This window comes from Flavimobilis rhizosphaerae (assembly GCF_014852685.1).
GTDB classification, from domain to species: Bacteria; Actinomycetota; Actinomycetes; order Actinomycetales; family Cellulomonadaceae; genus Flavimobilis; species Flavimobilis rhizosphaerae.
The window spans coordinates 215,430-239,114 of sequence record NZ_JACZDF010000003.1; the positions used below are offsets into that span (position 1 = coordinate 215,430).

The window sequence follows — 23,685 nt, forward strand, 5'->3', positions numbered from 1 at the left end:
GCTCGCGCGCGGGGGACGTGTGGTCCCCCGCGCGCGATAGCCTGCACCCAGCCGACCAAGGGAGCAGAAGATGGCAGCGCCGAACGGCTCGCAGAGGCGACTTGCAGTCCTCGTCGACGCGGACAACGCGCCGGCCGCGATCATCGAGGGGCTCCTCGAGGAGGTCGCGCGCTACGGCGTCGCGACGGTCAAGCGCATCTATGGGGACTGGACCTCCCAGCAGATGAACTCCTGGAAGCGCGTCCTGCTCGCCCAGTCCCTCCAGCCCGTCCAGCAGTTCGCGTACACGACCGGCAAGAACGCGACGGACTCAGCACTCATCATCGACGCGATGGACCTGCTCCACACCGGTGATCTCGACGGGTTCTGCATCGTGTCGTCGGACAGCGACTTCACGCGGCTCGCGTCGCGGCTGCGCGAGAGCGGCAAGAAGGTCTACGGCTTCGGCGAGGAGAAGACGCCGAGTTCGTTCGTCGCGGCGTGCGACCAGTTCATCTATACGGGCGTGCTTCGCCGCCCTGCGGCTGATCCCACCCCGGTGCCCACGGGACCTTCCAAGGGAGCGAGCCCGGTGACCACCCCGAAGAAGCCCCAGCCGGTGCCGTTCAGGTTCATCTGCCAGGCGATCGACGACATCTCCGGGGACGACGAATGGGCGCTGCTCAGCCAGTTGGGATCGCACCTCACAAAGCTCCGGCCCGGCTTTGATCCCCGCCTCTACGGCTTCGCCAAGCTCAGCACGCTGCTCGCGGCACAGCCTGATCTCGAGGTCACGCAGGCAGTCGTCGGCAACGGCGCGACCGCCGTGGTGCGCATCCGCCCCTCTGCAACTCCGGCTCTTTCGTCCGCTGCGAGGTCAACGGCCGGCACGCGGGCGACGGCGACCTCTTAGAGCTCCAGCACCTCGCCCGCCCACCCCGCACGCCACCACCGGTCGTGTGTCGCGACGACGACGGTCCCGGGCCAGCCGTCGAGCGCGTGCCGCAGCTCGTCGACCAGGCGCAGCGAGAGGTGGTTCGTCGGCTCGTCGAGCAGCAGCAGGCTCGCGCCCTGGTGGACAACCATCGCGAGCACGGCACGTCGGCGCTGGCCGACGGACAGCTCCGCGAGCGGCCGGTCGAGGTCCCGCTCGGCGAGCAGCCCGTGCGGATCGACGGCGTCGGGGTCGTCGCCCCGCACTCGGGCGAGGGCCCCGAGCACCTCGCGGGGTGTCCGCCGGTCGTCCGCGAGCCCGACCTCCTGCTCGAGCAGCGCGACGCCGCCCGGTGCGACCTCGACGACGCCGGACGTCGGCGCGAGGTCCCCCGCGAGCACGTGAAGCAGCGTCGACTTGCCCGACGCGTTCGTCCCGGTGACGAGCAGCCGGCCGCCCTGCGGCACGACGAGGTCGAGCGGCGCGAGCCGTCCCGCGACGCTCACCCTGTCGAGGCGGAGGGCTTCGCCTCGTGCGAGGCGCTCCGTTCCCGCCGCGGACGGCAGCGCGGCAGGGTCGGAGCCCGGGCCGCGGAAGACGGCTCCGTTCGGCACGGCGTCCACGTCCGTGGGGCCGGCCCGGAACCGCAGCGGCTCCGGCGGCCTCGCGGTCCCCGAGGTCATCAGGTCGTCGAGCCGTCTGCGCGCGTCCTTGACCCTCCGGGCGACCTGCTGCTCGACGCGGTCTCCCTGGCCGCCGTATGCGAAGCGGTTGCGGTCCGACATCGCGCGTCCGGGGGCGACGCGGCGTGTCGTCCCACCGTCCTCGGCGAGCGCGTCGCGCAGTCGCGCGATCTCGTCCTGCTCGGCGTCGTACCGCACGGCCTGGGCCGCGAGCGCGGCCCGACGCCGCAGGAGGTGGTCGCTGAGCGTCCCGCCGACCGCGGGACCGTCGTCGTCGAGGTCGAGCACCGCAGTCCCGACGGTGTCGAGGAGCAGCCTGTCGTGGCTCGCGACGACGACGGCGCCCGGGTAGGTGAGCAGCTCGGCCGTGAGGTGGTCGGCCGCTGTGTCGTCGAGGTGGTTCGTCGGCTCGTCGAGGAGGAGCAGCGCTGGTCGTCGGACGAGCAGCGCGGCGAGGTCGAGCCGTCTGCGCTCGCCGCCCGAGAGGTCGCTCAGCGGCCGTGCACGGTCGAGATCGGCGACTCCGAGGCCGGAGAGCATCCGTCCGAGGCGTGCGTCGACGTCCCACACGCCGGCGGCCTCGGCCGCGGCGAGCGCGCGGTCGTAGCGTCCTGTCGCGGACGCGTCCCCGTGGGCGAGCGCGGCCGCCGAGTCCTCGAGCTGGTGCTCGAGGGAGCGGACGTGCTCGACGGCCTCGTCGAGGAGCTGCCCGACGGTGCGCGGGTCGGCGGGGTCGGTGTCCTGCGTAAGCAGACCGCGGTCGGAGGGGAGCTCGAGGGCGCCTCCGTCAGGCTCCTCGAGCCCCGCCAGGAGACGCAGGAGGGTCGACTTGCCGGAGCCGTTCTCGCCGACGAGGGCGAGCCTCTGGCCTGCGGTGATGTCGAGATCGAGGCCGTGGAGGACGTGTCGGTCACCGAAGGTGCGCACGAGGTCGCGCGCACGGGCCGAGGAGTGGAGGGGGTGGGGCATGGGTCACCTGCCGGATGTGGTGCGGGGCGCGCGGGAGCGCGCTCGGGCCGGGGCAGGTCATGCTCACATGCTGCCGAGGCTAGGTGGACCTGCGGAGAGTGACCAGTCCTTTTCCGGGCCTCAGAGCGGCTCGGTGACGTCGGCGACCGTCGCGTCGAGCACGCGCACCAGGTCGGCGCCGTCGACGGTCGCTGCCGTGCCGTGCGCGCCTGCGCCGATCGACACCTGCCCGACGACCCGCGTGTCGGCGACGACGGGCCAGGCGGTCGTCGCACCGAACGGGGTGATCGTGCCGCGCTCGTAGCCAGTGACCTCGAACGCCGTCGCGGCGTCGGGCATCGACATGCGCGAGACGCCGAGGAGCTCGCGCAACTTGGGCCAGGAGATCTGACGGTCGCCAGGCACGAGGACGAGCAGGAAGTCGCCCTCGCCGCGTCTCACAACGAGCGTCTTGATGATGCCCGACGGTTCCACGCCGCGTGCTGCGGCGGCCTCGGCGAGCGAGGACACGCGCCCGTGCGTCGTCAACGTGAACGGGATCCCGGACGCTTCGAGAGCTGCGCGGGCGCGGGAGGCGCCGTCGGGGGAAGTCATCATGCGTCGGATCCTCGACGATCGAGGTCCGGGTCCCGCCCGCCCGCGGGTGTGCTGGCTGTGCGCCCGGCGCGCGCGCTCGTGCCTGTCCCGTCGGCGCGAGAGGCCCGCGGGAGGCGCGGAAACTCCGCGAGCTGCACCCGACGCGCCCTCACGAACAGCACCGCGAGCACGATGAGCGCCGCCAACGCCAGCATGACGACGATCTGCCCGTACATGACGGTCCCGCCCGACGCGACCCACAGGTCGAGGTTCGACGGCGGCTCAACGGGCAGCAACGACCCGTCCGACGCGGTCGCGGTCGGCGTCGGCGTCCCGAGGATCTCGCCGCGCGTCGCGGCCTCCTGGGCTGCAGCGGTCCCGGGCGCGAGCAGCATCGCGACACCCCACGGCAGCCCGACGGCCCAGACGACGGCGAGCACGAGGTAGCGCATCGGCACGAAGCGCCGGTTCATGCGCAGCGGCGACGCGTCGGACGTGAACCCGCGCAGCGCGATGGTCACGCCAACGGCGTAGACGACGACGAACGCGAGCAGCCAGCCGCGCGTGAGCTCGGACTCCTCGTCCTTCACCCACACGACGAGCGCGAGCAGCGGCAGCACGAGGAGCAAGAGCCCGACGGTTGCGTCGCCCGGCGCGGGCGGCGTGCAGCGCTGCCCCGTGCGGGCGTGCGTGGCGGGGCGGTCGACGCTCATGCGCCGAGACTACCGAGCGCCGAGGACGTCGGCGACGCCCGGCTCGTCGGACCAGGGTCGCGCCGGCTCGCGCCCGACGAGGGCGTCGACCGCGGCCTTCCACGACGCGAGGAGGTCGCGCACCTTCCACGCGGCGAGCTTCGACGGTTCGACCGATGCCGACGACACCGCGACCCCGACGGCGTCGATCCCCGCGGCCCGGGCGGAGAACACGGCGCGCGGCAGGTGGTAGTCCTGCGTGACGACGATCGCGTCCTCGACGCCGAAGACGGTGCGCGCCCGCACGGCGGAGTCGTGCGTGTCGAGCCCCGCGAAGTCCTGGAGGACGACGCCCTCCGGCACGCCAGCACGCACGAGGTAGTCCTTCATGGCCGTCGGCTCGTCGTACCCGACGGTCGAGGAGTCGCCCGAGACGAGCACGCCGCGCACGACGCCCCGCTCATAGAGGTCGACGGCCGCGTCGAGCCGCCGCCCGAGGTACGTCGACGGCGTCCCGTCGGGCCGCAGCCCCGCGCCGAGGACGAGCGCGACGGTCCGCGGGGGTGCGTCGGCAAGGTCGACGACGTGCTGCCGCCCGCTCACCTGCACGACGGCGACGGGTGTGACGACGCCGACGACGCCGACGCACGCGGCGACGAGGAGCGCCCGGCGCAGACGGCGGCGCGGTCGCGCCTCAGGGACCTCGACGAGCTCAATCAGGGACGTCATGCGCACCATCCTGCCCGGTCCGCGTCCGGAACACGCGGGTACGGACCTCCCTGCGCAGGATCTCCGCAGGTGTGCCGCTCTGGTGTCGGTGGCTCCGACTAGGCTCGGTGATGCCTCGCCGCCCATTCCTCACGGAGGACCCATGACAGCCCGTCGCCTCATCGCTCTCGCCGTCGCCGCGCTGCTCGGGGCGTCCGTGCTTGCTGGCTGCTCGAACGACGGGTCGTTCTCGCTGCCGTCGGGCGACCAGCTCAAGCAGATGGTCGACTCGGGCACGCAGCGCGCGAAGGAGCTCAGTGCGAAGGCCGACGTGGCCCGCGCAAGCCTCGAGGGTCTCACCGGAGACCTCAAAGGCACCGCCGAGAAGGCGTTGAGCGGCGCGCAGGGCGCCGCCGACCAGGCCCGCGCCGCGCTCGAGTCCGCGCTGTCCGCGAAGGGCGACGCGGAGGCGAAGGTCACCGACGCTCGAGAGTCGCTCGACAAGGCGAAGGCTGACCTCGACGCGGCCCGTGAGCGTCTGGAGAAGGACGACTCGGCGGCCGGGAAGGCAGCGAACGACGCGCTCGCGAAGGTCGAGACCGAGCTCGAGAACCTCCTCGGGAACCTCAAGGGCTGACGCCCTGGGACGCTCCCGGAGAATCGAGGTTGCGCCACCCTGGGAGAATGGGTGCCCGTGAGCACACCGTCCGGATCCAGCGAGCCCGAGGGGCGTCCCCGTCGGGGTCGCGGCGGACGCGGCCGCGGCCCGGCACAGGGGTCCTCGCAGGGCTCGACGCAGGGCTCGACGCAGCGTTCGTCGCAGGCAGGCGGCAAGGGTCGCGGCCGCGGCCGTCGTGACACGTTCGACCGGGAGACGCTCGACGCCCGCGCGCTCGCGCGTGCGGCGCGTGCCGCGGAGATCCGTGCGCGCGTCGACGTCCCCGCGATCACGTACCCGGAGAACCTCCCGGTCTCGGGCCAGCGCAGCGAGATCGCGGACGCGATCCGCGACCACCAGGTCGTCATCGTCGCGGGCGCGACGGGCTCGGGCAAGACGACGCAGCTGCCGAAGATCCTCCTCGACCTCGGCCGCGGCCGGGCGGGGCAGATCGGCCACACGCAGCCGCGCAGGCTCGCGGCGCGCACGGTCGCGGAACGCATCGCGGAGGAGATCGGAGACGAGCACACGGGGCCCGACGGGCAGGTGCGGCGGGGTCGCACGGGCGGCGTCGTCGGCTACCAGGTGCGGTTCACGGACGAGAGCTCGGACCGCACGCTCGTCAAGGTCATGACCGACGGCATCCTCCTCGCCCAGATTCAGCGCGACCCGCTGCTGCGCGCGTACGACACGCTCGTCATCGACGAGGCGCACGAGCGTTCGCTCAACATCGACTTCCTCCTCGGCTATCTCACGCAGCTGCTGCCGCAGCGGCCGGACCTCAAGCTCGTCATCACGTCGGCGACGATCGACTCCGAGCGGTTCGCGGAGCACTTCGCGTCCGTGGCGGCCGACGGCACTCGGGTGTCGGCGCCCGTCATCGAGGTGTCGGGCCGCACGTACCCGGTCGAGATCCGCTACCGACCGCTCGTCGAGGACCTGCCTGATCCGGCGGAGGACAAGGGCACGCCGACGGGCGCGGTCGGCGGCGGCAAGGCCGCGAAGAAGAAGCGTCCGGCCAGGGCCGTCGAGCGCGACCTCATGACGGGGATCTGCGAGGCGGTCGACGAGCTCTTCGCGGAGGGCCCGGGCGACATCCTCGTGTTCCTCTCGGGCGAGCGTGAGATCCGCGACGCGGCCGACGCGTTGCGCGGGCACCTCGGCGACCGTGTCGACGGGCGCGGCACGCCGCTGTCCGTCGAGGTCGTGCCGCTCTACGCGCGCCTCTCGGCGGCCGAGCAGCACCGGGTGTTCGAGCCGCACGGCGGGCGTCGCATCGTCCTCGCGACGAACGTCGCGGAGACGTCCCTCACGGTGCCAGGCATCCGCTACGTCATCGACCCCGGCACTGCGCGCATCTCGCGCTACTCCAAGGCGACGAAGGTCCAGCGGCTACCGATCGAGCCCGTGAGCCAGGCGAGCGCCAACCAGCGATCGGGGCGATGCGGGCGCGTGGCCGACGGCATCGCGATCCGCCTGTACTCCGAGTCCGACTTCGAGGGGCGCCCCGAGTTCACCGACCCGGAGATCCTGCGGACGTCGCTCGCGAGCGTCATCCTCCAGATGATCTCGTCGGGCGTCGCGAACGGACCCGACGACGTCGCAGGCTTCCCGTTCGTCGACCCGCCCGACGTCCGCGCGGTGCGCGACGGCGTCAACCTCCTCACGGAGCTCGGGGCGCTCGCCGACGGCGCCTCGCTCACCGCGACCGGTCGCACGCTCTCGCGCCTGCCGATGGACCCGCGGCTCGGCCGCATGATCATCGAGGGCGCGCGCCGCGGCGTGGGCCGCGAGGTCCTCATCGTCACGGCGGTCCTCTCGATCCAGGACCCGCGCGAGCGCCCGACGGAGCAGCGCCAGCACGCCGACCAGCTGCACGCGCGGTTCGCGGACCCGACGTCGGACTTCCTCACATACCTCAACCTCTGGGAGTACCTCAAGGAGCAGCGGCGCGCCCTGTCGTCGTCGGCGTTCCGCCGCCTGTGCAAGGCGGAGTTCATCAACTTCCTGCGCGTGCGCGAATGGCAGGACCTCGTCGGGCAGCTCAAGGACATGGCCGAGCAGCTCGATCTCGAGATCAAGCCTGCGTCGCGTGCGGTCGTCGCGGACGGCTCGGGCAGGGGCGTCGTGCGTCGTTCCGCGCCGGGGGCGCGGGCGCTGTCCGTCGCCGAGGCGATGGCGGAGGCCGCCGAGAAGACGGGCGAGGCCCCTGAGGCCGAGACGCACCGCTACCGCTGGGACGGTGACACGATCCATCGTGCGCTGCTCGCGGGCATGCTCTCGCAGATCGGCATGCAGCAGGTCACCGAGGTCGGGGCGCAGCGGCCGGGCAGGCCTGCGCGCGAGGACCGTCGGGCTGCGCGGCAGGCGCGCAACGAGTACGTGGGGGCCCGCAACGCACACTTCGCGATCTTCCCGGGCTCGCCGCTGTCGAAGAAGCCGCCGGCGTGGATCATGGCGGGCGAGCTCGTCGAGACGAGCCGCCTGTGGGCGCGCGAGGTCGCACGGATCGAGCCCGAGTGGGCCGAGGAGATCGGCGCGCACCTCGTCAAGCACGTGTACTCCGAGCCGCACTGGTCCTCGAAGCAGGGGGCGGCGCAGGCCTTCGAGAAGGTGCTGCTCCACGGCCTGCCGATCGTCGCGCAGCGCAAGGTCCTCTTCTCCCGTGTCGATCCGGAGGGGGCGCGGGAGATGTTCCTCCGCAAGGCGCTCGTCGAGGGGGAGTGGAGCACGCGCCACGAGTTCTTCGCGCGCAACCGGGAGCTGCTCGACGAGGCCGAGCAGCTCGAGGCGCGCACGCGTCGTCGTGACCTCGTCGTCGACGACGACACGCTCTTCGCGTTCTACGACGCGCGCGTGCCCGCGGACGTCGTGTCGGCGCGGCACTTCGACCGCTGGTGGAAGGACGCGCGCCGCACGGACCCGGAGCTGCTGACGTTCACTCCCGAGTTGCTCGTGCCGGAGGCCGGGGACGTCGATCTCGCGGACTATCCGGACACGTGGGAGCAGGGCGACCTGCGTCTCCCGCTCACGTACGAGCTCTCTCCCGGCCAGCAGACCGACGGGGTGACGGTGCACGTGCCGCTCGCGGTGCTCGACCGTGTGGTGCCCGACGGCTTCGACTGGCTCGTCCCCGGCATGTGGACGGAGCTCGCGACGGCGACGATCCGCGCGCTGCCGAAGCCGGTGCGCGTGCAGCTCGTGCCCGCGCCGGACGTCGCGCGGGATGTCGTCGCGTGGCTGCGCGCCCACGAGGCGTCGTGGGCGGACCTCACGCGCGCGGGCGACATGGCGCCGTCGTTCCACGAGGCGTTCGCGCGCGCGGTGCGCGCGCTGCGGGACGTCGTCGTGCCTGACGACGCGTGGGGCGCGACGACGCTGCCGGACCATCTGCGCATGCAGTTCCGCGTCGTCGACTCACGCGGGACCATCGTCGACGAGGGCGCCGACCTGCTCGCGCTGCAGCGCCGGCTGCGGTCGCGCACGCAGGCGGAGGTGCGGACCGCGGTCCGCACGGCCCTGGCCGACGCGCTCCGCGAAGCGGGCGCCCCGGCACCCTCCGGCTCCGCCTCCCCCTCCGCTCCGACTCGTAGGTCTGGAGCACCATCGAACGATGCTGGAGACCTTCCAGTCGACCCGCCTGATCCGACTCGAAGGTCCGGAGCACCATCGAACGGTGCTGGAGACCTACCAGTCGAGGAGGCGGGCGTGCTGCTCGCCGAGCAGGAGCGGCTCACTACGTGGCCGACGCTCACCTCACCCACCGGCGAGCCCGTCCCGGGCGACGCGCTGCCCGACGAGGTCGTCACGCGACTCGGCGCCGGCCCGTCGGCCACGACCGTCCGCGGATACCCCGCGCTCGTCGTCGAGCTCGCGCCCGCGGGAGCGAAGGGCGGCCGCAACGTCGAGTCCGTCGCCCTGCGCATCCTCGCGGATCGTCGCCGTCAGGCCCCGGACCACGCGGCGGGCGTGCGTGCGCTGCTCCTCGCGGAGACCGGCCTGCAGACGCAGCGTGTGACGACCCGGTGGACGGGTCAGCAGGCGCTCACACTCGCGTCGAGCCCGTACCGGAGCACCGACGCCCTCGTCGGCGACGTGCAGAAGGCCGCGATCGCCGCGCTGACGTCGGGCAGCGAGCCGGGCGTCCCCGAGGCGTCGACGATCCGCTCGCGTGAGGCCTACGAGGGCGCGCGCGGCGTCGTCCGCGAGCGCCTCGAGGAGCGGGTCCACCAGATCGTCGGGCACGTCGTCGCGGCCCTGGCCGCGGCGCGCGAGCTCGACACGCAGGTGCGCACGTCGACAAGCCTCGCACTGCTCAACACGCTCACGGACGTGCGCGACGACGCGGCGCGGCTCGTCTTCGACGGCTTCGTCACCGCGACGCCGCCCGAGCGGCTGCGCCACCTGCCGCGCTACCTGCGCGCGGCCTCGCACCGCCTGACGAAGGCCGAGCAGAACCCCAACCGGGACGCCGAGCTCGCGTGGAGGATCCGCGACGTCGAGGACGTCTACGACCGTGCCCGCGCCGCATACGCGGCGGGCAAGCCCGACGACGCCCGCCTCGCAGCGCTCGAGGAGGCGCGCTGGATGCTCGAGGAGCTGCGCGTGTCGTTCTTCGCGCAGCAGCTCGGCACGGACGGCACCGTCTCGGAGAAGCGGGTCCGGGCGCTGCTCGCTGGCTGAGGCCTGCCCTCGGCCAGACCCGAGTGGCGGGCCTGCCGCGCGGCAGCGCGGCGCCGTGGCGTGCGCAAATACGACGCCGAAACGTTCCGTTGTGGAATCCCCTACTCCCCAGGCCGGAATCCCTCCGCTAGCGTCATCTAGGTCAGACCCGACCGCTACGGGAGATAGCGGAAAAACAGGGAGAGAGTATGAAGAAGTCGCTCGCAACGATCGCCGCGACCGTCGTGCTCACGCTCTGGCTCGCCGTCTCGCTCACGGCGTGCACCGGACCGAAGACGCCCGATCCGACGGCGGCATACACTCCGCCGGCATGGATGGCGCAGAAGGTCGAGCTCGCCGAACGACAAGCGGTCGTCATGGAGAGGTGCCTGAGAGACGCGGGTCTGGACGACGAGGTCTCTGTCGATGCGGGAACCGTCGGAGCCTCGGGTCGGCACGAGACCGAGGCCCTGAGCCCCGAGGAGCAGAAGGCCCGGGTCGAGGCGCGCGTGGCCATCGCCTCGCGTTGCTCCGAGGAGGCTCAGGCGGCGCACCCGTCTCCGCCCGAGACTCGCGAGCAGGACTACGTCAAGATGACCCAGACCGCCGAATGCATCCGCGCCAGCGGCTACCCGGAGATCGGTCAGCCGCCGAGCAGGGACACGTGGATCGACACCTATGACGATCCCGGCTCCTTCCCCTGGTCGGGCTACGGCGAGCTCTACCGCCTCCACCCTGACATCACAGAGAGGGCGTGGTCCTCGCTCCGCGCGGTCTGCGCGGAGGGTGGCGTCAGCTTCTCACTGAGTCTCGACGACCGCAGGGGTGCGCAGTGACGTCGCGGGCCCGTCGTCGTGGGCGCACCCCCGCCCACCACCCTCACGGAGATCCTCACTCATCCGCCCCACCGCGTCCAAACCTCCTCGGCGCCGCGCTGCTCACCACCACGTTCCTTACCGCGTGCACCGTCGCGCCGGCTCCCGACCCCACCCCGACCGCGGCCTACGCTCCGCCAGCCTGGATGGCACAGGCGCAGGAGAGCGCTGAGCGCCAGGCCGTCCTCATGCGTTCGTGCCTCGAGGACGCGGGCGTCAATCTCCAGGTCTTCGCCGACGGGGGGGAGCTCTCGATGTCCGGCGACTCTGGCACCAGCGACGCGACGGACAAAGAGATCCAGGCGCGCGCCACGTCTGAGTCGCGAACCGTGGAACGGTGCCTCAAGGAGCTCCAGTCCACGTTCCCCGTCACCGAGGAGTCGAACGAGGTCCGCTACGACAAGATGGCGCAGACCGCAGAGTGTGTGCGCGCCAACGGTTACCCGGAGGTCGGCCAGCCGCCGAGCAAGGACACGTGGGTCGAGACCTACGACGACGGCGACCCCTGGAGCCCCTACCGGGAGCTCTACCGCCTCCACCCGGATATCACCGAAGACGCGTGGCGGAGCCTCCGCGCGATCTGCGCCCAAGGCGGCGTCAGCTACAGCCTGATCTTCTAGTGCCTGGCGGCCCCCGCTCGGAGGTCGCGCGAGCGCCACACGCACCCGGCCGGCAGCCACCCCACGACCGACACCTCCCTCACCGTGTCGTTCGGCATCGAGCTCGACATGGACAAGGAGACGCCGTGAAGTCAGGAACCCGCGCTACGGCCGCGTGGATCGGGGCCGTCGTCCTCGCTGCCGGTCTGGGCGCCTGGGCGGGACGTGCCACGTTCACGCCCCCGTCGACCGACGCGACCCTCGCTGCGCCCGTGCTCCACACCGTGACGGAGGAGACGGTGGGCCGTGTCCAGGAGTTCCCCGTGTCCGCGACGTGGTCGACGACGCCGCTCGTCGTCGGCGCGGCCTCAGGGACCGTGACGTCGGTCAAGGTGAAGCCGGGCGCGACGGTCGACGCGGGTGACGTGCTCTACACGGTCGACCTGCGCCCGACGGTCGTCGCTCAGGGCGCCATCCCCGCGTTCCGCGAGCTCGCCTCCGGGGCACGCGGCGCGGACGTGCGCCAGCTCGAGACGATGCTCGACGCCACGGGTCACCTCGCGGCAGGCCGCGTCGACGACGTGTTCGACGCGGCGACGACAGCCGCCGTCCGCGCGTGGCAGAAGGCCGCCGGCTACCCCGTCGACGGCGTCGTCCACCTCGGTGACGTGGCGTTCGCCAAGTCGCTGCCGACGCGCGTCGTGCTCGACAAGGAGGTGCGGGTCGGCTGGCCGGCGCCGACCGGGGCGAGCGTCGCGTCCGCACTCACCGAGGCACCGACGTTCACGATCCGCCTCACGGCGGACCAGCAGGACCTCGTCCCGACGTCGGGCGCCGTCACCGTGACAGGACCGAAGGACGCGCAGTGGAAGGGCGTCATCGCGGGCTCGAAGATCACCGACCAGGGCGAGCTGCTGCTCACACTCGAGGCCGCCGACGGCGGTCCGCTGTGCGGGAAGGCATGCGCGGACGTACCGGCGGACCAGGATGCGGCGATCTACTCCGCGAAGATCGTCGTCGTTCCCGAGGAGACCGGACCCGCGGTCCCCGCAGCCGCGCTGCAGTCGGACGCGTCCGGCTCGACGTTCGTCGAGGCGCCCGACGGGACGCGCATGCCCGTGACGGTGCGCGCACAGTCGCGCGGCCTCGCCGTCGTCGACGGTGTCGCTGCCGGCACGCAGGTACGGCTCGTCGCGTCGGCGTCGTCGTGACGGCCGTCCTCGAGGCCCGTGACCTCACGTTCGCGTACCGTCGCGGCGCGCCGCCCGTCATCGACGGGCTCACGCACGCGTTCGCGCCAGGAGCGCTCACGACCGTGACGGGCCCGTCGGGCTCCGGCAAGTCGACGCTGCTGTACGTGCTCGCGCTCATGCTGCGTCCGACGTCGGGCCAGGTGAGGTGGGACGATGACGACGCGTCCGCGCTGCCCGACGCCGCCCGAGCGCGCCTGCGCGCGGGCCATGCGGGCTTTGTCTTCCAGGACGCGGTGCTCGACCCGGCACGCACGATCCTCGACAACGTGCGCGAGGCTGCGCTCTTCGCGGGAATGCCCGACGACGACGCCCGTGAGCGCGCGCTCGAGCTGTGCGACCGCTTCGGGGTTGGCCACCGGGTCGATCACCGGCCGGGTGAGATCTCAGGAGGCCAGGCGCAGCGCGTCGCCCTGTGCCGCGCGCTGCTCACGAGGCCGCGGGTTGTCTTCGGTGACGAGCCGACGGGCAACCTCGACGGCGCGTCGGCCCGGATCGTGTGGGACGCGTTGCGTGCGCATGCGCGGGCGGGTGCGACGGTCGTCGTCGCGACGCACGACGAACGTCTCGCTGACGAGTCGGACGAGCGGGTGGTGCTCTCGTGACCCAGACGCGCGATCCGGAGATCGACACGGCGAGAGCGACGGCGCCGATATGGCCCGGCCGGCCCCACGCCCGTCATCTCGTGCGCGACGGCGTCCGGACGGCGCTCGTCCAGCGGGTGTCGTCGATCGCGGGGGCGTTCATCGTCGCGATCATCTGCGTCGTCGTCCTCGCGACCGCGGGCCGCAGCGCGGCGAACGAGCGTGCGATCCTCTCGCAGGTCGACTCGGTCGGCACACGGCTCCTCACGCTCGTCGACGACAAGGGTGAGGCGGGCGTCACGGCGGACGGCGTGCTCGCCCTCGCGGGGGTCGACGCCGTCGACGAGGCGTTCGGGCTCGGCTCCGCCGTCGACGTGCGGTCGGTCGCGACGCCCGACGGCGGGGCTGCGGCTCGACGCGCGCTCGTCGGGTCGCTGCCGGAGGACCTCACTCTCGTCTCGGGCCGTGCGCCTCGCCCTGGTGAGGCCGTCGTCGGCGTGACCGCGGCCCGCGCGCTTGGGCTCGCCGACGGGCTCGGCGCGGTCGCGCTGCCGCGCTCGGGCGCGGACGAGACGCCCGTCGTCGGCGTCGTCCACGGGACGGGGCCACTCGCGAACCTTGACGAGCTCGTCCTCGCGCGGCCCCCGGCCGGTGCCGCGCCCGTGCCGGTGCGGTTCGTCTACGTGACGGCCCGGAGCGTCGGCGACGTGCCGTCGCTCACGACGCTCCTGCCCGAGCTCGTGCGCGCGGAAAACACGTCCTCGCTCGCGGTGGAGGCACCGAGCGGCGCGATCGCACTGCGCGACGCGATCTCAGGGCAGCTCGGCGCGTCGTCGCGGCAGATGATGGCGCTCGTCCTGGGTGTCGGGCTCGTCATCGTGTCCGTCTCGACGTACGGGGCCGTCGCGGGGCGGCGGCGCGACTTCGGGCGGCGGCGCGCGCTCGGCGCGTCGCGGTCGGCGATCGTCGTGCTCGTCCTCGTGCAGACTGCGGTCGTCGCGTGCTCCGGTGCGGCGCTCGGCGTCGGGGTGGGCCTGTGGGCGACGTGGTCGGCGGCAGGCTCCCTGCCGTCGGTCTCGTTCGTCACGGGGGTGGGGGTGCTCGCGGTGCTCGTCGCGCTCGCCGGGGCGGTGCCGCCCGCGCTGGCGGCGGCGCTGCGCGACCCGGTGCGGATCCTGCGCGTCCCCTGACCCACGGCGGTTGGACGAGTGGCGCAAGTCACTGGCCCGTCACGACACAGACATAGCGAGAGCCACGTCGTCGCAGGAGGCCCGCATGCGCACCCGCCGGATCGTCGCCGCCACAGCGGCCGCGCTCGCTCTTGCGGGGTGCGCGGCCACCGAGGCGTACATCGACTACGTGTCACCCTCGATCTCGTCGGCACCGACAGCCGCGCCGGGTGCGACGATCACCGTGACGGGCGCCGAGTTCATCGCCGACAGGCGCGACCGGGTGAGGTACGACGTCTTCGGCCGCGAGCACCCCGAGGACCGCTCTCATCCCGCGGAAGGCATCGAGGTCGTCCTCGTCGTCGGGGAGGTCCGGACGACGCTCGTGACCGTCGACGCCGCCGCCGACGGCACCTGGACCGCGACCGTCGTCGTCCCGGCGACCGCGCCCCCGGGTATGGCGACGCTCGAGGCCGACGCCGACGGCCTCGCCGTTCCGGCGACCACGTCGCTCACGCTCGTGGCCGCGTCCGGGGAGGCGTCGTGAACCGGCGCGGGGGTGCGACGCTCGCCGCTGCCGCGCTCCTTGTCCTGGGGGCGTGCGCGAGCCCGACGGCCGCCGACGAGCCGCGAATCGCCGCCTCGTGCGTCGGGCCCCAGGTCCGGCTCGACGGCGCGACGACCGCCGACGTCGCCCCCGGCGACGTCATCACGGTCACCGGGGCACTCTTCTACTCGACGTGCGACGACGTCGGTCCCGGCTTCGGCCCCCGCACCCCGTATGGTGCGCTGACGCTCACGGCGGTCGTCGCCGGTGCCCGGTTTGAGGTCGGCACCATCACTCCCGACGCCGAGGGTTCGTGGACCGTGGACTGGCGGGTCCCCGAGGGCGCGTTCGGCAGCGCGACGGTCGAGGCGAACGACGGTCGGTGGATCATCAGCCTCGACACGAGCGGCGCGCAGCTCGTCGACGGCTGACCTGGGTGCGGCGGCAGCTCAGCGCTCCCGTCCAGCGAGCGTCGCGAGGAGCGCCGCGCCTGTGGCGGCGTCGTCGACCGTGACGACGATGCGGCGTCCGCCGGTCGCGCGCACCTCGATGGCCTCGCCCTTGCGGAGGACCATGCCGATGCTGCCGTCGAGGGCGGTGCGGATGCCCCAGCCGCCGAACTCGCCCATGGGGTCGACGCGGACGACGTCGACGTCCTCGATCTCGTCGAGCGGCACGGTGATCCGCGGCCACGGGAACGCGGTGCGGGCCATGAGGCCGCGCGCGTCGATGACGACGGTTGCGCTGAGCAGCATGAGCAGCGGCGTGAGCCCGACGCCGAGGATGAGCCCGATCCACCAGTCGGTCGCGATGCCCAGGCCCACGGCGGCGACGGCAATCGCGGCGATGATGAGCCACGCGTGCCCCTGGCGGGTCGTGCGGACCCAGGTCGCGCGCGTGTCGACGTCGAGCGGAAGCGTCGTCGTCGTGGCCGGGAGAGCCGAGTGGGCGGGGCGGTGGGGGTCGCGTGGGACGACGCTCGCGGCGGCGATGCCGGCCGCGAACGCGACGGCGAGCGTGACGACGACGCCCCCGCCGATGCCGGTCGCGTCGCGTGCGTCGGTGAGTCCGCGCTGGGCGTCGAAGGTGACGACGAGTATCCCGCCGAGGAAGATCGCGAGCCATACGGCGATGCCGGCGACGAAGCGTCGGGTCATGGCGGCTTGCCCGGCGAACGTGCCGAGCGCCCACATGGCGAGGGAGAAGAGGACGACGATGGTGGAGAACGTCACGAGCATCCCCGCCGCGGAGCCGACCTGGTCGACGCCGTCGTTGCTCCAGTGCGTCGCGACCTCGGCGGGCAGCTCGTCGCGCCAGCTGAGGACGAGGACGAGCGCGGCGGCGAGGACGAGGAGCGGGACGACGAGCGTGAGGAGTGCCGTGATCCCGCGGTGCGGGACGTTCCGGGTGGTGGTGGTCATCGCAGGGCTTCCTTGACGAGGGCGGTGGTGGTGCGGGGGTCGAGGCCGAGCCGGCGGGACTCGGCGACGAGGGTGTCGATCGCGGCGCGGAGGCCCGCGTCGCGGAGCCCGGCGTCGTCGGCGCGCGCGGCGACGGTGGCTCCGCGGCCGCGGCGGAGCTCGACGAGGCCTTCGTCGCGGAGCTCCTGGTAGGCGCGCAGGACGGTGTGGAGGTTGATGTCGAGGCTTGCGGCGACGTCGCGGGCGGGGGCGAGGCGGTCGCCCGCGGAGAGCGTCCCTGCGGCGATGGCGGCGCGCAGCTGTGCGGCGAGCTGCTCGAAGAGCGGCTCGGGCGCGGCGGGGTCGATCGTGAGAAGCACGACCCCATCGTACTTGTTCCCATACAACTAGAACAAGCGCCGACGGATTGATGGCTTCCCCCATTCGATGGGGGAAGCCATCAATCCGTCGGGAAGCACGTTCCTCGCGCGGCACCGTCGGGAGACGGCCCTCCTACCGCGGCACCACCGGAGCCGAGATCTCCAGGACCGGACCACCCAGGCCGCGCCCCCATGTCGGCAGGTACGACTCCCGGTTGTCGCCGACGACCGCCAGCGACCCGTCCCCCGCCGCGAGCGCCACATGATCGTGGACCGCGACGATGAACGACTGGTCCGCCGCCCGGTCCTGGTCGAGCACCACGACGATCTCCCGGCCGGCCTCCTCGGCGACGAGAGCCATCCCCGGTGGCGGAGCGCATGGCGCCGCGACCGGCACCCGCACGGTGAGGCGCGCGGCCGAGTGCTCCGTCGCGCGCTCGTGGTACTGCACCGACGGCACGCCCGCGAGCGTCGCCCCCGTCTCCGTGAGCGCGACGAACAACCGGTTGGTGAGCGCCGGGATGAGCCCCGCGAGCTCGCCGAGCGTCGCCGAGCCACCGAGAGTGAGAAGTAGCCGCGCCGGCACGTCCCGCACCTCGTGGGGGACGTCGAGCGCAGGCTGCCCCGCGAGCACGGACCGCACATACCCGGCGGCCGCGAGCCGCCCCTCGAGCGACGCCCGAACGGCACCCCACAGCTCGTCGAACTCCGCGACAGGATCAGCGGAGTCGAGAACCGTCGCGACGTCGGCGAGCGACACGTCGAGCGCCCGCAGCAGCGTGATGGTGCGCCCACGCACGACCTGCTCGGGCCCGTACGCGCGCGGCGCACCCTCGCCCGTGCGCGTCGCGTCGAGCAGCCCGCGATCCGTCCAGAGCCGCACGGCCTTCTCGGAGACACCGAGCGTGCGCGCGAGCGTTCCGACCGTCAACGTCGTCGTCATGCGCACGACGCTAGACCCTGCCCCAGGGGCAGGCGCAAGCGTGCGCAGCCCTCTCAGAGCGTGTGGTCGGCGATGAGACGGTTGAGGTTGCGGATGTCGACACCGCGCGCGAACTCGAGACGCACCACGCCGAGCCCGCTGAACCACAGGTCCATCTCGGAGTCGAGGTCGAACGTCCCGGCAGTCTCGACCGAGAACGCCTGGATCCGTGCGTACGGGAGCGACGTGTAGTCGATCTTCTTGCCGGTGATGCCCTGGACGTTGACGGCGATGAGTCGCTTGCTCGTGAAGACGACGAAGTCCCGCATGCCCTTGAACGCGAGGTAGATCTGCTCACCGTGGGTGAGGTGCTCGCCCACCTTCTCGTGCGCAGCAGCGACGTCCCACTGCGAGAGCTTGACGTAGCTGGCATTCGTGAAGTCGATCATGTGTCCTCGTCCCTCGTCTCGCGCCCGGAGTCCCGGACGTCCCCGACATTAGCGGACGGCACCGACAACCACGGTTCGCGCTTCGTCGCTGCCGAGGGGCAGAGTGGGGGCATGACCTCCGACGCGCCCAGCACCCCGTTCGAGCACCTCGACGACGTCGTCGCGCTGCCTCGTCTCAGCGGGCTCGCGCTCTCCCCGGACGGGCGCAGGCTCGTCACGGGTGTGGCGACGCTCCACCCGGACGGCGACCGGTACGTCACCTCGCTGTGGGAGGTGGACGCGCGCGGCGAGGCCGCGCCGCGCCGCCTGACGCGCGGCGCGAAGGGTGAGAGTCAGCCCGCGTTCACGCCAGACGGTGACCTGCTGTTCGTCGCGACCCGGCCCGGTGGTGACGACGACGAGAAGGCCCGCCTGTGGCTGCTCCCGGCCGGCGGGGGCGAGGCGCGCACGCTCGCGTCCCACCCCGGTGGGATCGACGGTGTCTCCGTCGCGCGCGGCAGCGGGACGGTGCTCGTCGGGGCGTCGGCGCACGTGCGCTCGAGCGACGTCGCGGACGACGCCGCGCGGCGCAAGGTCCGTGACGACGCCAAGGTCACCGCGATCCTCCACGACGGCTACCCGATCCGCTTCTGGGACCACGATCTTGGTCCGTCGATGCCGCGGATCTACGCCCTCGACGGGTCGGCCGCGGAGACGCCGGCCGCGGACCCGTCGGGCACGTCCGGTACCGATGCGTCGGGCGCCGACGTCCCCGCCCCGCACCCCGCGACCGTCGTCGACGACCTGGCACCCGCCGTCCTCCGCGACCTCACGCCGGACGCAGGTCCGGCGCTCGACGGCGCCGCCTGGGACCTCGCTCCCGACGGCACGTGGCTCGTCACCGAGTGGGTGCGGCCCGAGGGCCGCGCGAACCTCGGCACGGGCCTCGTCCGGGTCGACATCGCGACCGGGGAGCGCACGGACCTGCTCGTGCCCGACGCGACGCACGACCACCACGCGCCGCGCGTGAGCCCCGACGGCGCGCACCTCGTGTGGGTGCGCAGCGAGCGGTCGACGCCGCACGCCGGGCCGCGCGACGAGCTGTGGCTGCTCGAGCTTGCGACGGGTGCGCAGCGTCGGCTCGGCGCGGACTGGGACGGCTGGCCGGGGCAGGTCGTGTGGCTGCCCGACGGGTCGGGGCTCGTCATGACGGCCGACTGGCAGGGGCGCGGACCTGTGTTCCGCGTCGACGTCACCACGGGCACCGTCGTGCGCCTCACGGACGAGGGCGTGTTCACGGACGTCGTCGTCGCGCCGGACGGCTCCGCAGTGTTCGCGCTGCGCTCGTCGTGGGAGCACCCGGCCGAGCCGGTGCGCATCGCGCTCGACGTCACCGAGGGCGGGTTCGCGCAGGTCACCGACCTGCGGGGCCCGGCGCAGCGCCCCGCGCTGCCGGGCACGCTCACCGAGGTGACGACGACGGCCACCGACGGCACGCCCCTGCGGGCATGGCTCGCACTGCCCGACGGGGCGTCGGCCGACGCGCAGGCGCCGCTCGTCCTGTGGATCCACGGCGGGCCGCTCGGCTCGTGGAACGCCTGGTCGTGGCGGTGGAACCCGTGGCTGCTCGTCTCCCAGGGATGGGCCGTCCTCATGCCCGACCCCGCACTGTCGAAGGGCTACGGGCAGGCGATGGTCGATCGCGGCTGGGGGCGCTGGGGCGCCGAGCCGTTCACTGACCTTCTTGCGCTCACCGACGCGGCCGAGGCTCGCGCCGACGTCGACGAGACGCGCACGGCCGCGATGGGCGGGTCCTTCGGCGGGTACATGGCGAACTGGGTCGCCGGGCACACGGACCGCTTCCGGGCGATCGTCTCGCACGCGGGACTGTGGTCGCTCGAGCTGTTCCTGCCGACGACCGACCACGCGTCGTACTGGGCGCGGGAGATGACCCCGGAGATGCGTGCGGCGTGGTCGCCGCACCGGTCGGTCGGCGAGATCCGCACGCCCATGCTCGTCGTCCACGGCGACAAGGACTACCGGGTGCCGGTCGGCGAGGGGCTCTCGCTCTGGTACTCGCTGCTCAGCGCGTCGGGCCTGCCGCAAGCCGACGACGGTACGACGGCCCACCGGTTCCTGTACTTCCCCGACGAGAACCACTGGATCCTCAAGCCGCAGCACGCGAAGGTCTGGTACGCGACGGTGCGCGGGTTCCTCGCGGAGCACGTGCTCGACGAGGCCCCCGCTGACCCGCCGGCAACGCTCGGCTGACGGATTGACGCTCTCCTCCCGCCGGTTGGGCGGGATGCGTCGATCCGTCAGCCGGGCAGGCTCGCTCGATAGCCGATCGGTGCACGTCACGTGCACCGATCGGCTATCGGCACTCGCGGGGGGGCGCTGGGGAGCAGCTCAGCCCAACAAGACGACGCGGGCGCCGCGTCGCATCGTGCAGCTTCTCACCGGTCGTCAGTGAACGTGAACACGCGTGAGGCGCATCAGGGCGAGGGGAGCGTCACCGTGTGCGACATGGCCTTAGCAGCCTTGCGCGCTTCCTTGCCGCTGAACTCCGTAACGACAGGCTTCTTTTCAAGAGCTTCAGAGACGACGACGAGCCGCCAGTCCTTCTCCTTCTTCGCGGCCTTGAGCTCGTTGGCGCTGAGGATGACAGCCGAACTCGCCGTCCGCCTGCCAATCTTGCCCTTGACCTCGACGAGGATCGTCTCCTTGACGCCGCCCTCCTTGCGCTTGAGCTTGAGGTCATAGCCGAGGCCACGCTCGCTCTGGACGTCATCCACGACCTTGAAGCCGAGCTTCCTGTAGTGCTTCTTCGCCGCCGCGACCGCGCGCTTCTCGACGATCGCCTTGAGCCCGCTGCCGGAGTGACGGGACCGCACCGCTGCGGTCCCGTCGTACAGCGACTCGTGGCCGGCTAGCGCAAGGAGCGAGTCGAGCTCAGACTTCGTGAGATAGGCGGGCGAGACCTGGGGCTTCGCGACCGGCTCGGACGCGGCGAGCACCTCATCCTCGCGCGACTGCTCGAGCGTCACGGGCACCTCCCAGAATGTCAGCCCGACCCCCAGCCATGTCGTACGGCTCTGAGCTCGCTCGGAGTCGGCCCACGCGTCCGGATCAGCCTGGATCCCCGTGACCACACCGTCGGTGATGACCCCCGCGCCCCAGAACCCCGCATCGACGGTTCGCGACCCGCGCCCGACGTAGAAGATGACCGGGTCGTCCTCCCGCATCTCGTCGAGGCGGTACGACGTGCTGTTCGTCAAGCTCCAGTAGTCGTCCAGACCGCCCTTGGCGAGGAGTTCCTGAGGCTTGCTGAACTCCGGGTTGCACTTGATGACCCATGCTCCAAAGTCGGGCAGGCGACGTACAGGCTGCTCGGTGCTCGCGTTCGACATGGTCTGAGACTAGCCGTCCGTGGGGCCGTCGTCGGGGGACCGTCGGGCCCTGGTCGCAGGCGGCGCCGTGAGGCGCCTCCTCGATAGCCGATCCATACACCCTTGACGTCCGGATGGGCTATCGACGGCCTGGTCGCTCACGGATTGAGGCGTCCCCCCGTCGGACGGGTGGGACGCGTCGAGATCCACGAGATGCGCGACGGTGTCCTGTCCCCGGCGGACCTCCCTGTCCCGGCGGCGACCGCCTGACCCTGCATGCCGATAGCCGATCGGACCACCACAGGTGTCCCGATCCGCTATCGAGCGGGCTCGGCACCCTCTCCTGCCGACGGATTGACGTGTGCCCCCATTGAACGGGGGGGCACACGTCAATCCGTGCACGAGGAGCGTCCCGATCCGCGGCCCCGGACCGGGGGCTCCGCTCCGGGGCGCTCGATAGCCGATCCGTACACATGCTGCGTCCCGATCCGCTATCGAGCGGGCCACCCGCCCCGGAGCGAAGTCCAGATAGCCGATCCGTGCGTGTGATGTGCACCGATCGGCTATCGACCTACGAGGCCGCGCGTGGGGTGCCCTCCTCAGGGCGCAGCTACCGGACCATCTATCGCTCCGCTGGCCGCAACGTTGGCGGCAGCGCCGCCCGGACCGCTGGTCGGAGCGGCTGCCGCCCCATCTCACGGAGCTGGCTGCGGAGCGCAGGGTCCGTCAGACGCCTGGGTCGCGGACGCCGTCAACCGACGGGTCGGGCGCGGCCAGCAGCGAGTGTCGCCGCGAGTAGGAGAGGTAGACGACGGCCCCGACCGCGATCCATGCGAGGAACCGCAGCCACGTGAGGACAGTGAGGTTCGTGGTCAACCAGATGCACGCGAGGCCGGCCGCCACGGGCAGCACGGGCGACCACGGCACACGGAAGCCCCGCGTGAGGTCGGGGCGGGACCGCCGCAGCAGCGGCACCCCGAAGCACACGAGGATGAACGCCGAGAGCGTCCCGATGTTGATCATCTCCTCGAGGAACCCGACGTCCGCGAGACCGGCGATCCCGGCGACGACGACGCCGATGCCGATCTGCAGGGCGACGGGCGTGCGCGTGCGCGCGTGCGTGACGGACATGCCGCGCGGCAGGAGGCCGTCGCGGCTCATCGCGAAGACGATGCGTGCGAGCCCGAGGAGCAGCACCATGACGACGCTCGTGAGCCCGACGAGGATGCCGATGGAGATGACCTTCCCGGCCCAGTCGGCGCCGACGAGCACGAACGCGCTGGTGAGCGACGGCTTCTCAACCGCTGCGAGTTCCGTGTAGGGCACCATGCCGGTGACGACGACGGTGACAAGGATGTACAGCACGGTGACGAGCGCGAGCCCGCCCAGCACGCCGCGCGGGATCGTGCGCTGCGGGTCGCGGGCTTCCTCTGCCGTCGTCGCGACGACGTCGAAGCCGATGAACGCAAAGAAGACGAGTGCTGCACCCGAGAGGATGCCGAGCGCCCCGTACATCGACGGCTCCTGTCCGGTGAGGAACGCGACGAGCGGCTGGTGAAGGCCGGACTTCCCCTCGGTGGGTTGCGACGGGGGCACGAACGGCGTGAAGTTCTCCGCCTTGACGTAGAGGAACCCGACGACGATGACGAAGAGCGTGATGCCCACCTTGAGGATCGTCAGAACGGAGTTGACGCGCGTCGAGAGCTTGGTGCCGAGGACGAGCAGCACGGTGAAGAAACCGACGACGAGGACGGGCGCCCAGTCGAGTGTGAGCGGCCCGAGGTCGACGCTCAGGGGGATATCGACCCCGAAGAGCGTGAACGCGTCGCCGACGTACACGCCCCAGAATTTCGCGATGACGGCGGCGGCGAGCAGCATCTCGAGGATGAGGTCCCAGCCGATGAACCAGGCGACGCCCTCGCCGAACGTCGCGTACGAGAACGTGTAGGCGGATCCTGCGATCGGCAGGGTTGACGCGAACTCGGCGTAGCACATGATGGCGAGCCCGCAGACGACGGCGGCGATGACGAACGAGACGATGACGGCGGGCCCGGCGTGGTGCGCGGCAGCGGAGGCCCCGACAGAGAAGATGCCAGCGCCGACGGCGACAGAGACACCGAGGACGGCAAGGTCCCACGCGGTGAGGTTCCGCTTGAGGGAGCGCGTCTCGTCGTGGCTTGTGGCGATCGCTTGCTCGACGCTCTTGCGTCGCGCGAGGCTGCGGAGGAACGTCGCTGCGGGTCGCGAGTCGTGGCTGGGCATACTGCCTCCTTCGGGCGCA

21 protein-coding genes are annotated in these 23,685 nt (G+C 72.2%); 11 read left to right on the forward strand and 10 right to left on the reverse strand.

Annotated features, from left to right (window positions below):
• Nucleotides 1-70 precede the first annotated feature (70 nt).
• Nucleotides 71-892: an NYN domain-containing protein gene (locus IGS67_RS07250; protein WP_192279226.1), complete on the forward strand. Its 822-nt coding sequence runs from the start codon at nucleotides 71-73 to the stop codon at nucleotides 890-892.
• Here the strand turns inward: IGS67_RS07250 and IGS67_RS07255 are convergent.
• From IGS67_RS07255 to IGS67_RS07270, 4 genes are all read right to left on the reverse strand, one after another.
• A complete protein-coding gene (locus tag IGS67_RS07255) occupies nucleotides 889-2,565 on the reverse strand; it encodes an ABC-F family ATP-binding cassette domain-containing protein (protein ID WP_192279227.1) in 1,677 nt (558 codons plus the stop codon). The two genes, IGS67_RS07250 and IGS67_RS07255, sit on opposite strands and share 4 nt — an antisense overlap.
• Nucleotides 2,566-2,685: 120 nt before the next feature.
• Nucleotides 2,686-3,162 carry an aminoacyl-tRNA deacylase gene (locus IGS67_RS07260; RefSeq protein ID WP_407925812.1) on the reverse strand — a complete coding sequence of 159 codons (477 nt, stop codon included), beginning with the start codon at nucleotides 3,160-3,162 and terminating at the stop codon, nucleotides 2,686-2,688.
• Nucleotides 3,159-3,854, reverse strand: a complete 696-nt coding sequence (locus IGS67_RS07265) for a hypothetical protein (protein WP_192279228.1) — start codon at nucleotides 3,852-3,854, stop codon at nucleotides 3,159-3,161. Before IGS67_RS07265 ends, IGS67_RS07260 begins: the two co-directional genes overlap by 4 nt.
• A 9-nt stretch (nucleotides 3,855-3,863) precedes the next feature.
• Nucleotides 3,864-4,562 (reverse strand): SanA/YdcF family protein, encoded by a 699-nt coding sequence (locus IGS67_RS07270; RefSeq protein ID WP_192279230.1) that lies wholly within the window; start codon nucleotides 4,560-4,562, stop codon nucleotides 3,864-3,866.
• 142 nt (nucleotides 4,563-4,704) lie between these two features.
• Between IGS67_RS07270 and IGS67_RS07275 the strand changes: the two genes are divergently transcribed.
• The 9 genes from IGS67_RS07275 to IGS67_RS07315 all read left to right on the forward strand — a co-directional run bounded on the left by IGS67_RS07275 (nucleotide 4,705) and on the right by IGS67_RS07315 (nucleotide 15,316).
• On the forward strand, nucleotides 4,705-5,178 hold the full coding sequence (locus IGS67_RS07275; RefSeq protein ID WP_192279232.1) for a hypothetical protein: 474 nt from the start codon (nucleotides 4,705-4,707) through the stop codon (nucleotides 5,176-5,178).
• A gap of 51 nt (nucleotides 5,179-5,229) precedes the next feature.
• Complete coding sequence (hrpA, locus tag IGS67_RS07280) at nucleotides 5,230-9,882, forward strand: ATP-dependent RNA helicase HrpA (protein WP_192279234.1); 4,653 nt, start codon at nucleotides 5,230-5,232, stop codon at nucleotides 9,880-9,882.
• Nucleotides 9,883-10,106: 224 nt separating this feature from the next.
• On the forward strand, nucleotides 10,107-10,697 hold the full coding sequence (locus IGS67_RS07285; protein ID WP_192279235.1) for a hypothetical protein: 591 nt from the start codon (nucleotides 10,107-10,109) through the stop codon (nucleotides 10,695-10,697).
• Nucleotides 10,698-10,882: 185 nt separating this feature from the next.
• A complete protein-coding gene (locus tag IGS67_RS07290) occupies nucleotides 10,883-11,356 on the forward strand; it encodes a hypothetical protein (RefSeq protein ID WP_192279236.1) in 474 nt (157 codons plus the stop codon).
• Nucleotides 11,357-11,481: 125 nt separating this feature from the next.
• A complete protein-coding gene (locus tag IGS67_RS13910) occupies nucleotides 11,482-12,546 on the forward strand; it encodes a peptidoglycan-binding protein (protein WP_192279237.1) in 1,065 nt (354 codons plus the stop codon).
• Nucleotides 12,543-13,190: an ABC transporter ATP-binding protein gene (locus IGS67_RS07300; protein ID WP_192279238.1), complete on the forward strand. Its 648-nt coding sequence runs from the start codon at nucleotides 12,543-12,545 to the stop codon at nucleotides 13,188-13,190. The genes IGS67_RS13910 and IGS67_RS07300 overlap by 4 nt, the downstream gene beginning before the upstream one ends.
• On the forward strand, nucleotides 13,187-14,359 hold the full coding sequence (locus tag IGS67_RS07305) for an ABC transporter permease (RefSeq protein ID WP_210767136.1): 1,173 nt from the start codon (nucleotides 13,187-13,189) through the stop codon (nucleotides 14,357-14,359). The genes IGS67_RS07300 and IGS67_RS07305 overlap by 4 nt, the downstream gene beginning before the upstream one ends.
• An 85-nt stretch (nucleotides 14,360-14,444) precedes the next feature.
• On the forward strand, nucleotides 14,445-14,885 hold the full coding sequence (locus IGS67_RS07310; protein WP_192279239.1) for a hypothetical protein: 441 nt from the start codon (nucleotides 14,445-14,447) through the stop codon (nucleotides 14,883-14,885).
• Entirely contained in the window at nucleotides 14,882-15,316 is a 435-nt protein-coding gene (locus IGS67_RS07315) for a hypothetical protein (protein ID WP_192279240.1), read from the forward strand. Before IGS67_RS07310 ends, IGS67_RS07315 begins: the two co-directional genes overlap by 4 nt.
• 18 nt (nucleotides 15,317-15,334) lie before the next feature.
• On the opposite strand, the gene IGS67_RS07320 is transcribed toward IGS67_RS07315, so the two are convergent.
• The 4 genes from IGS67_RS07320 to IGS67_RS07335 form a co-directional block, all read right to left on the reverse strand.
• On the reverse strand, nucleotides 15,335-16,306 hold the full coding sequence (locus tag IGS67_RS07320; protein ID WP_192279242.1) for a DUF1648 domain-containing protein: 972 nt from the start codon (nucleotides 16,304-16,306) through the stop codon (nucleotides 15,335-15,337).
• A complete protein-coding gene (locus IGS67_RS07325) occupies nucleotides 16,303-16,665 on the reverse strand; it encodes a GntR family transcriptional regulator (protein WP_192279244.1) in 363 nt (120 codons plus the stop codon). The genes IGS67_RS07320 and IGS67_RS07325 overlap by 4 nt, the downstream gene beginning before the upstream one ends.
• A gap of 133 nt (nucleotides 16,666-16,798) precedes the next feature.
• The gene (locus IGS67_RS07330; RefSeq protein ID WP_192279246.1) at nucleotides 16,799-17,608 is read right to left on the reverse strand and encodes a MerR family transcriptional regulator; all 810 of its coding nucleotides are present in this window, start codon (nucleotides 17,606-17,608) and stop codon (nucleotides 16,799-16,801) included.
• 53 nt (nucleotides 17,609-17,661) lie between these two features.
• Nucleotides 17,662-18,036: a PH domain-containing protein gene (locus IGS67_RS07335; protein ID WP_192279248.1), complete on the reverse strand. Its 375-nt coding sequence runs from the start codon at nucleotides 18,034-18,036 to the stop codon at nucleotides 17,662-17,664.
• Between the two features lie 111 nt (nucleotides 18,037-18,147).
• On the opposite strand from IGS67_RS07335, the gene IGS67_RS07340 reads away from it, so the two are divergent.
• Nucleotides 18,148-20,286 carry a S9 family peptidase gene (locus tag IGS67_RS07340; protein ID WP_192279250.1) on the forward strand — a complete coding sequence of 713 codons (2,139 nt, stop codon included), beginning with the start codon at nucleotides 18,148-18,150 and terminating at the stop codon, nucleotides 20,284-20,286.
• 224 nt (nucleotides 20,287-20,510) lie between these two features.
• On the opposite strand, the gene IGS67_RS07345 is transcribed toward IGS67_RS07340, so the two are convergent.
• Together IGS67_RS07345 and IGS67_RS07350 are read right to left on the reverse strand one after the other, a co-directional pair.
• The gene (locus IGS67_RS07345) at nucleotides 20,511-21,425 is read right to left on the reverse strand and encodes a DUF3883 domain-containing protein (protein ID WP_192279252.1); all 915 of its coding nucleotides are present in this window, start codon (nucleotides 21,423-21,425) and stop codon (nucleotides 20,511-20,513) included.
• Nucleotides 21,426-22,130: 705 nt separating this feature from the next.
• Nucleotides 22,131-23,666: an amino acid permease gene (locus tag IGS67_RS07350; protein ID WP_192279254.1), complete on the reverse strand. Its 1,536-nt coding sequence runs from the start codon at nucleotides 23,664-23,666 to the stop codon at nucleotides 22,131-22,133.
• Nucleotides 23,667-23,685 lie beyond the last annotated feature (19 nt).

What these genes read in the sequence shown, in the direction of transcription:
- IGS67_RS07290 (WP_192279236.1), top strand. Translation starts at nt 10,883, where the DNA reads ATGGCACAGGCGCAGGAGAGCGCTGAGCGCCAGGCCGTCCTCATGCGT.
- IGS67_RS07275 (WP_192279232.1), top strand. Translation starts at nt 4,705, where the DNA reads ATGACAGCCCGTCGCCTCATCGCTCTCGCCGTCGCCGCGCTGCTCGGG.
- IGS67_RS07270 (WP_192279230.1), bottom strand. Translation starts at nt 4,562, where the DNA reads ATGACGTCCCTGATTGAGCTCGTCGAGGTCCCTGAGGCGCGACCGCGC.
- IGS67_RS07320 (WP_192279242.1), bottom strand. Translation starts at nt 16,306, where the DNA reads ATGACCACCACCACCCGGAACGTCCCGCACCGCGGGATCACGGCACTC.
- IGS67_RS07335 (WP_192279248.1), bottom strand. Translation starts at nt 18,036, where the DNA reads ATGATCGACTTCACGAATGCCAGCTACGTCAAGCTCTCGCAGTGGGAC.
- IGS67_RS07250 (WP_192279226.1), top strand. Translation starts at nt 71, where the DNA reads ATGGCAGCGCCGAACGGCTCGCAGAGGCGACTTGCAGTCCTCGTCGAC.
- IGS67_RS07260 (WP_407925812.1), bottom strand. Translation starts at nt 3,162, where the DNA reads ATGATGACTTCCCCCGACGGCGCCTCCCGCGCCCGCGCAGCTCTCGAA.
- IGS67_RS07340 (WP_192279250.1), top strand. Translation starts at nt 18,148, where the DNA reads ATGACCTCCGACGCGCCCAGCACCCCGTTCGAGCACCTCGACGACGTC.
- IGS67_RS07345 (WP_192279252.1), bottom strand. Translation starts at nt 21,425, where the DNA reads ATGTCGAACGCGAGCACCGAGCAGCCTGTACGTCGCCTGCCCGACTTT.
- IGS67_RS07265 (WP_192279228.1), bottom strand. Translation starts at nt 3,854, where the DNA reads ATGAGCGTCGACCGCCCCGCCACGCACGCCCGCACGGGGCAGCGCTGC.
- IGS67_RS07330 (WP_192279246.1), bottom strand. Translation starts at nt 17,608, where the DNA reads ATGACGACGACGTTGACGGTCGGAACGCTCGCGCGCACGCTCGGTGTC.
- IGS67_RS07350 (WP_192279254.1), bottom strand. Translation starts at nt 23,666, where the DNA reads ATGCCCAGCCACGACTCGCGACCCGCAGCGACGTTCCTCCGCAGCCTC.
- IGS67_RS07255 (WP_192279227.1), bottom strand. Translation starts at nt 2,565, where the DNA reads ATGCCCCACCCCCTCCACTCCTCGGCCCGTGCGCGCGACCTCGTGCGC.
- IGS67_RS07310 (WP_192279239.1), top strand. Translation starts at nt 14,445, where the DNA reads ATGCGCACCCGCCGGATCGTCGCCGCCACAGCGGCCGCGCTCGCTCTT.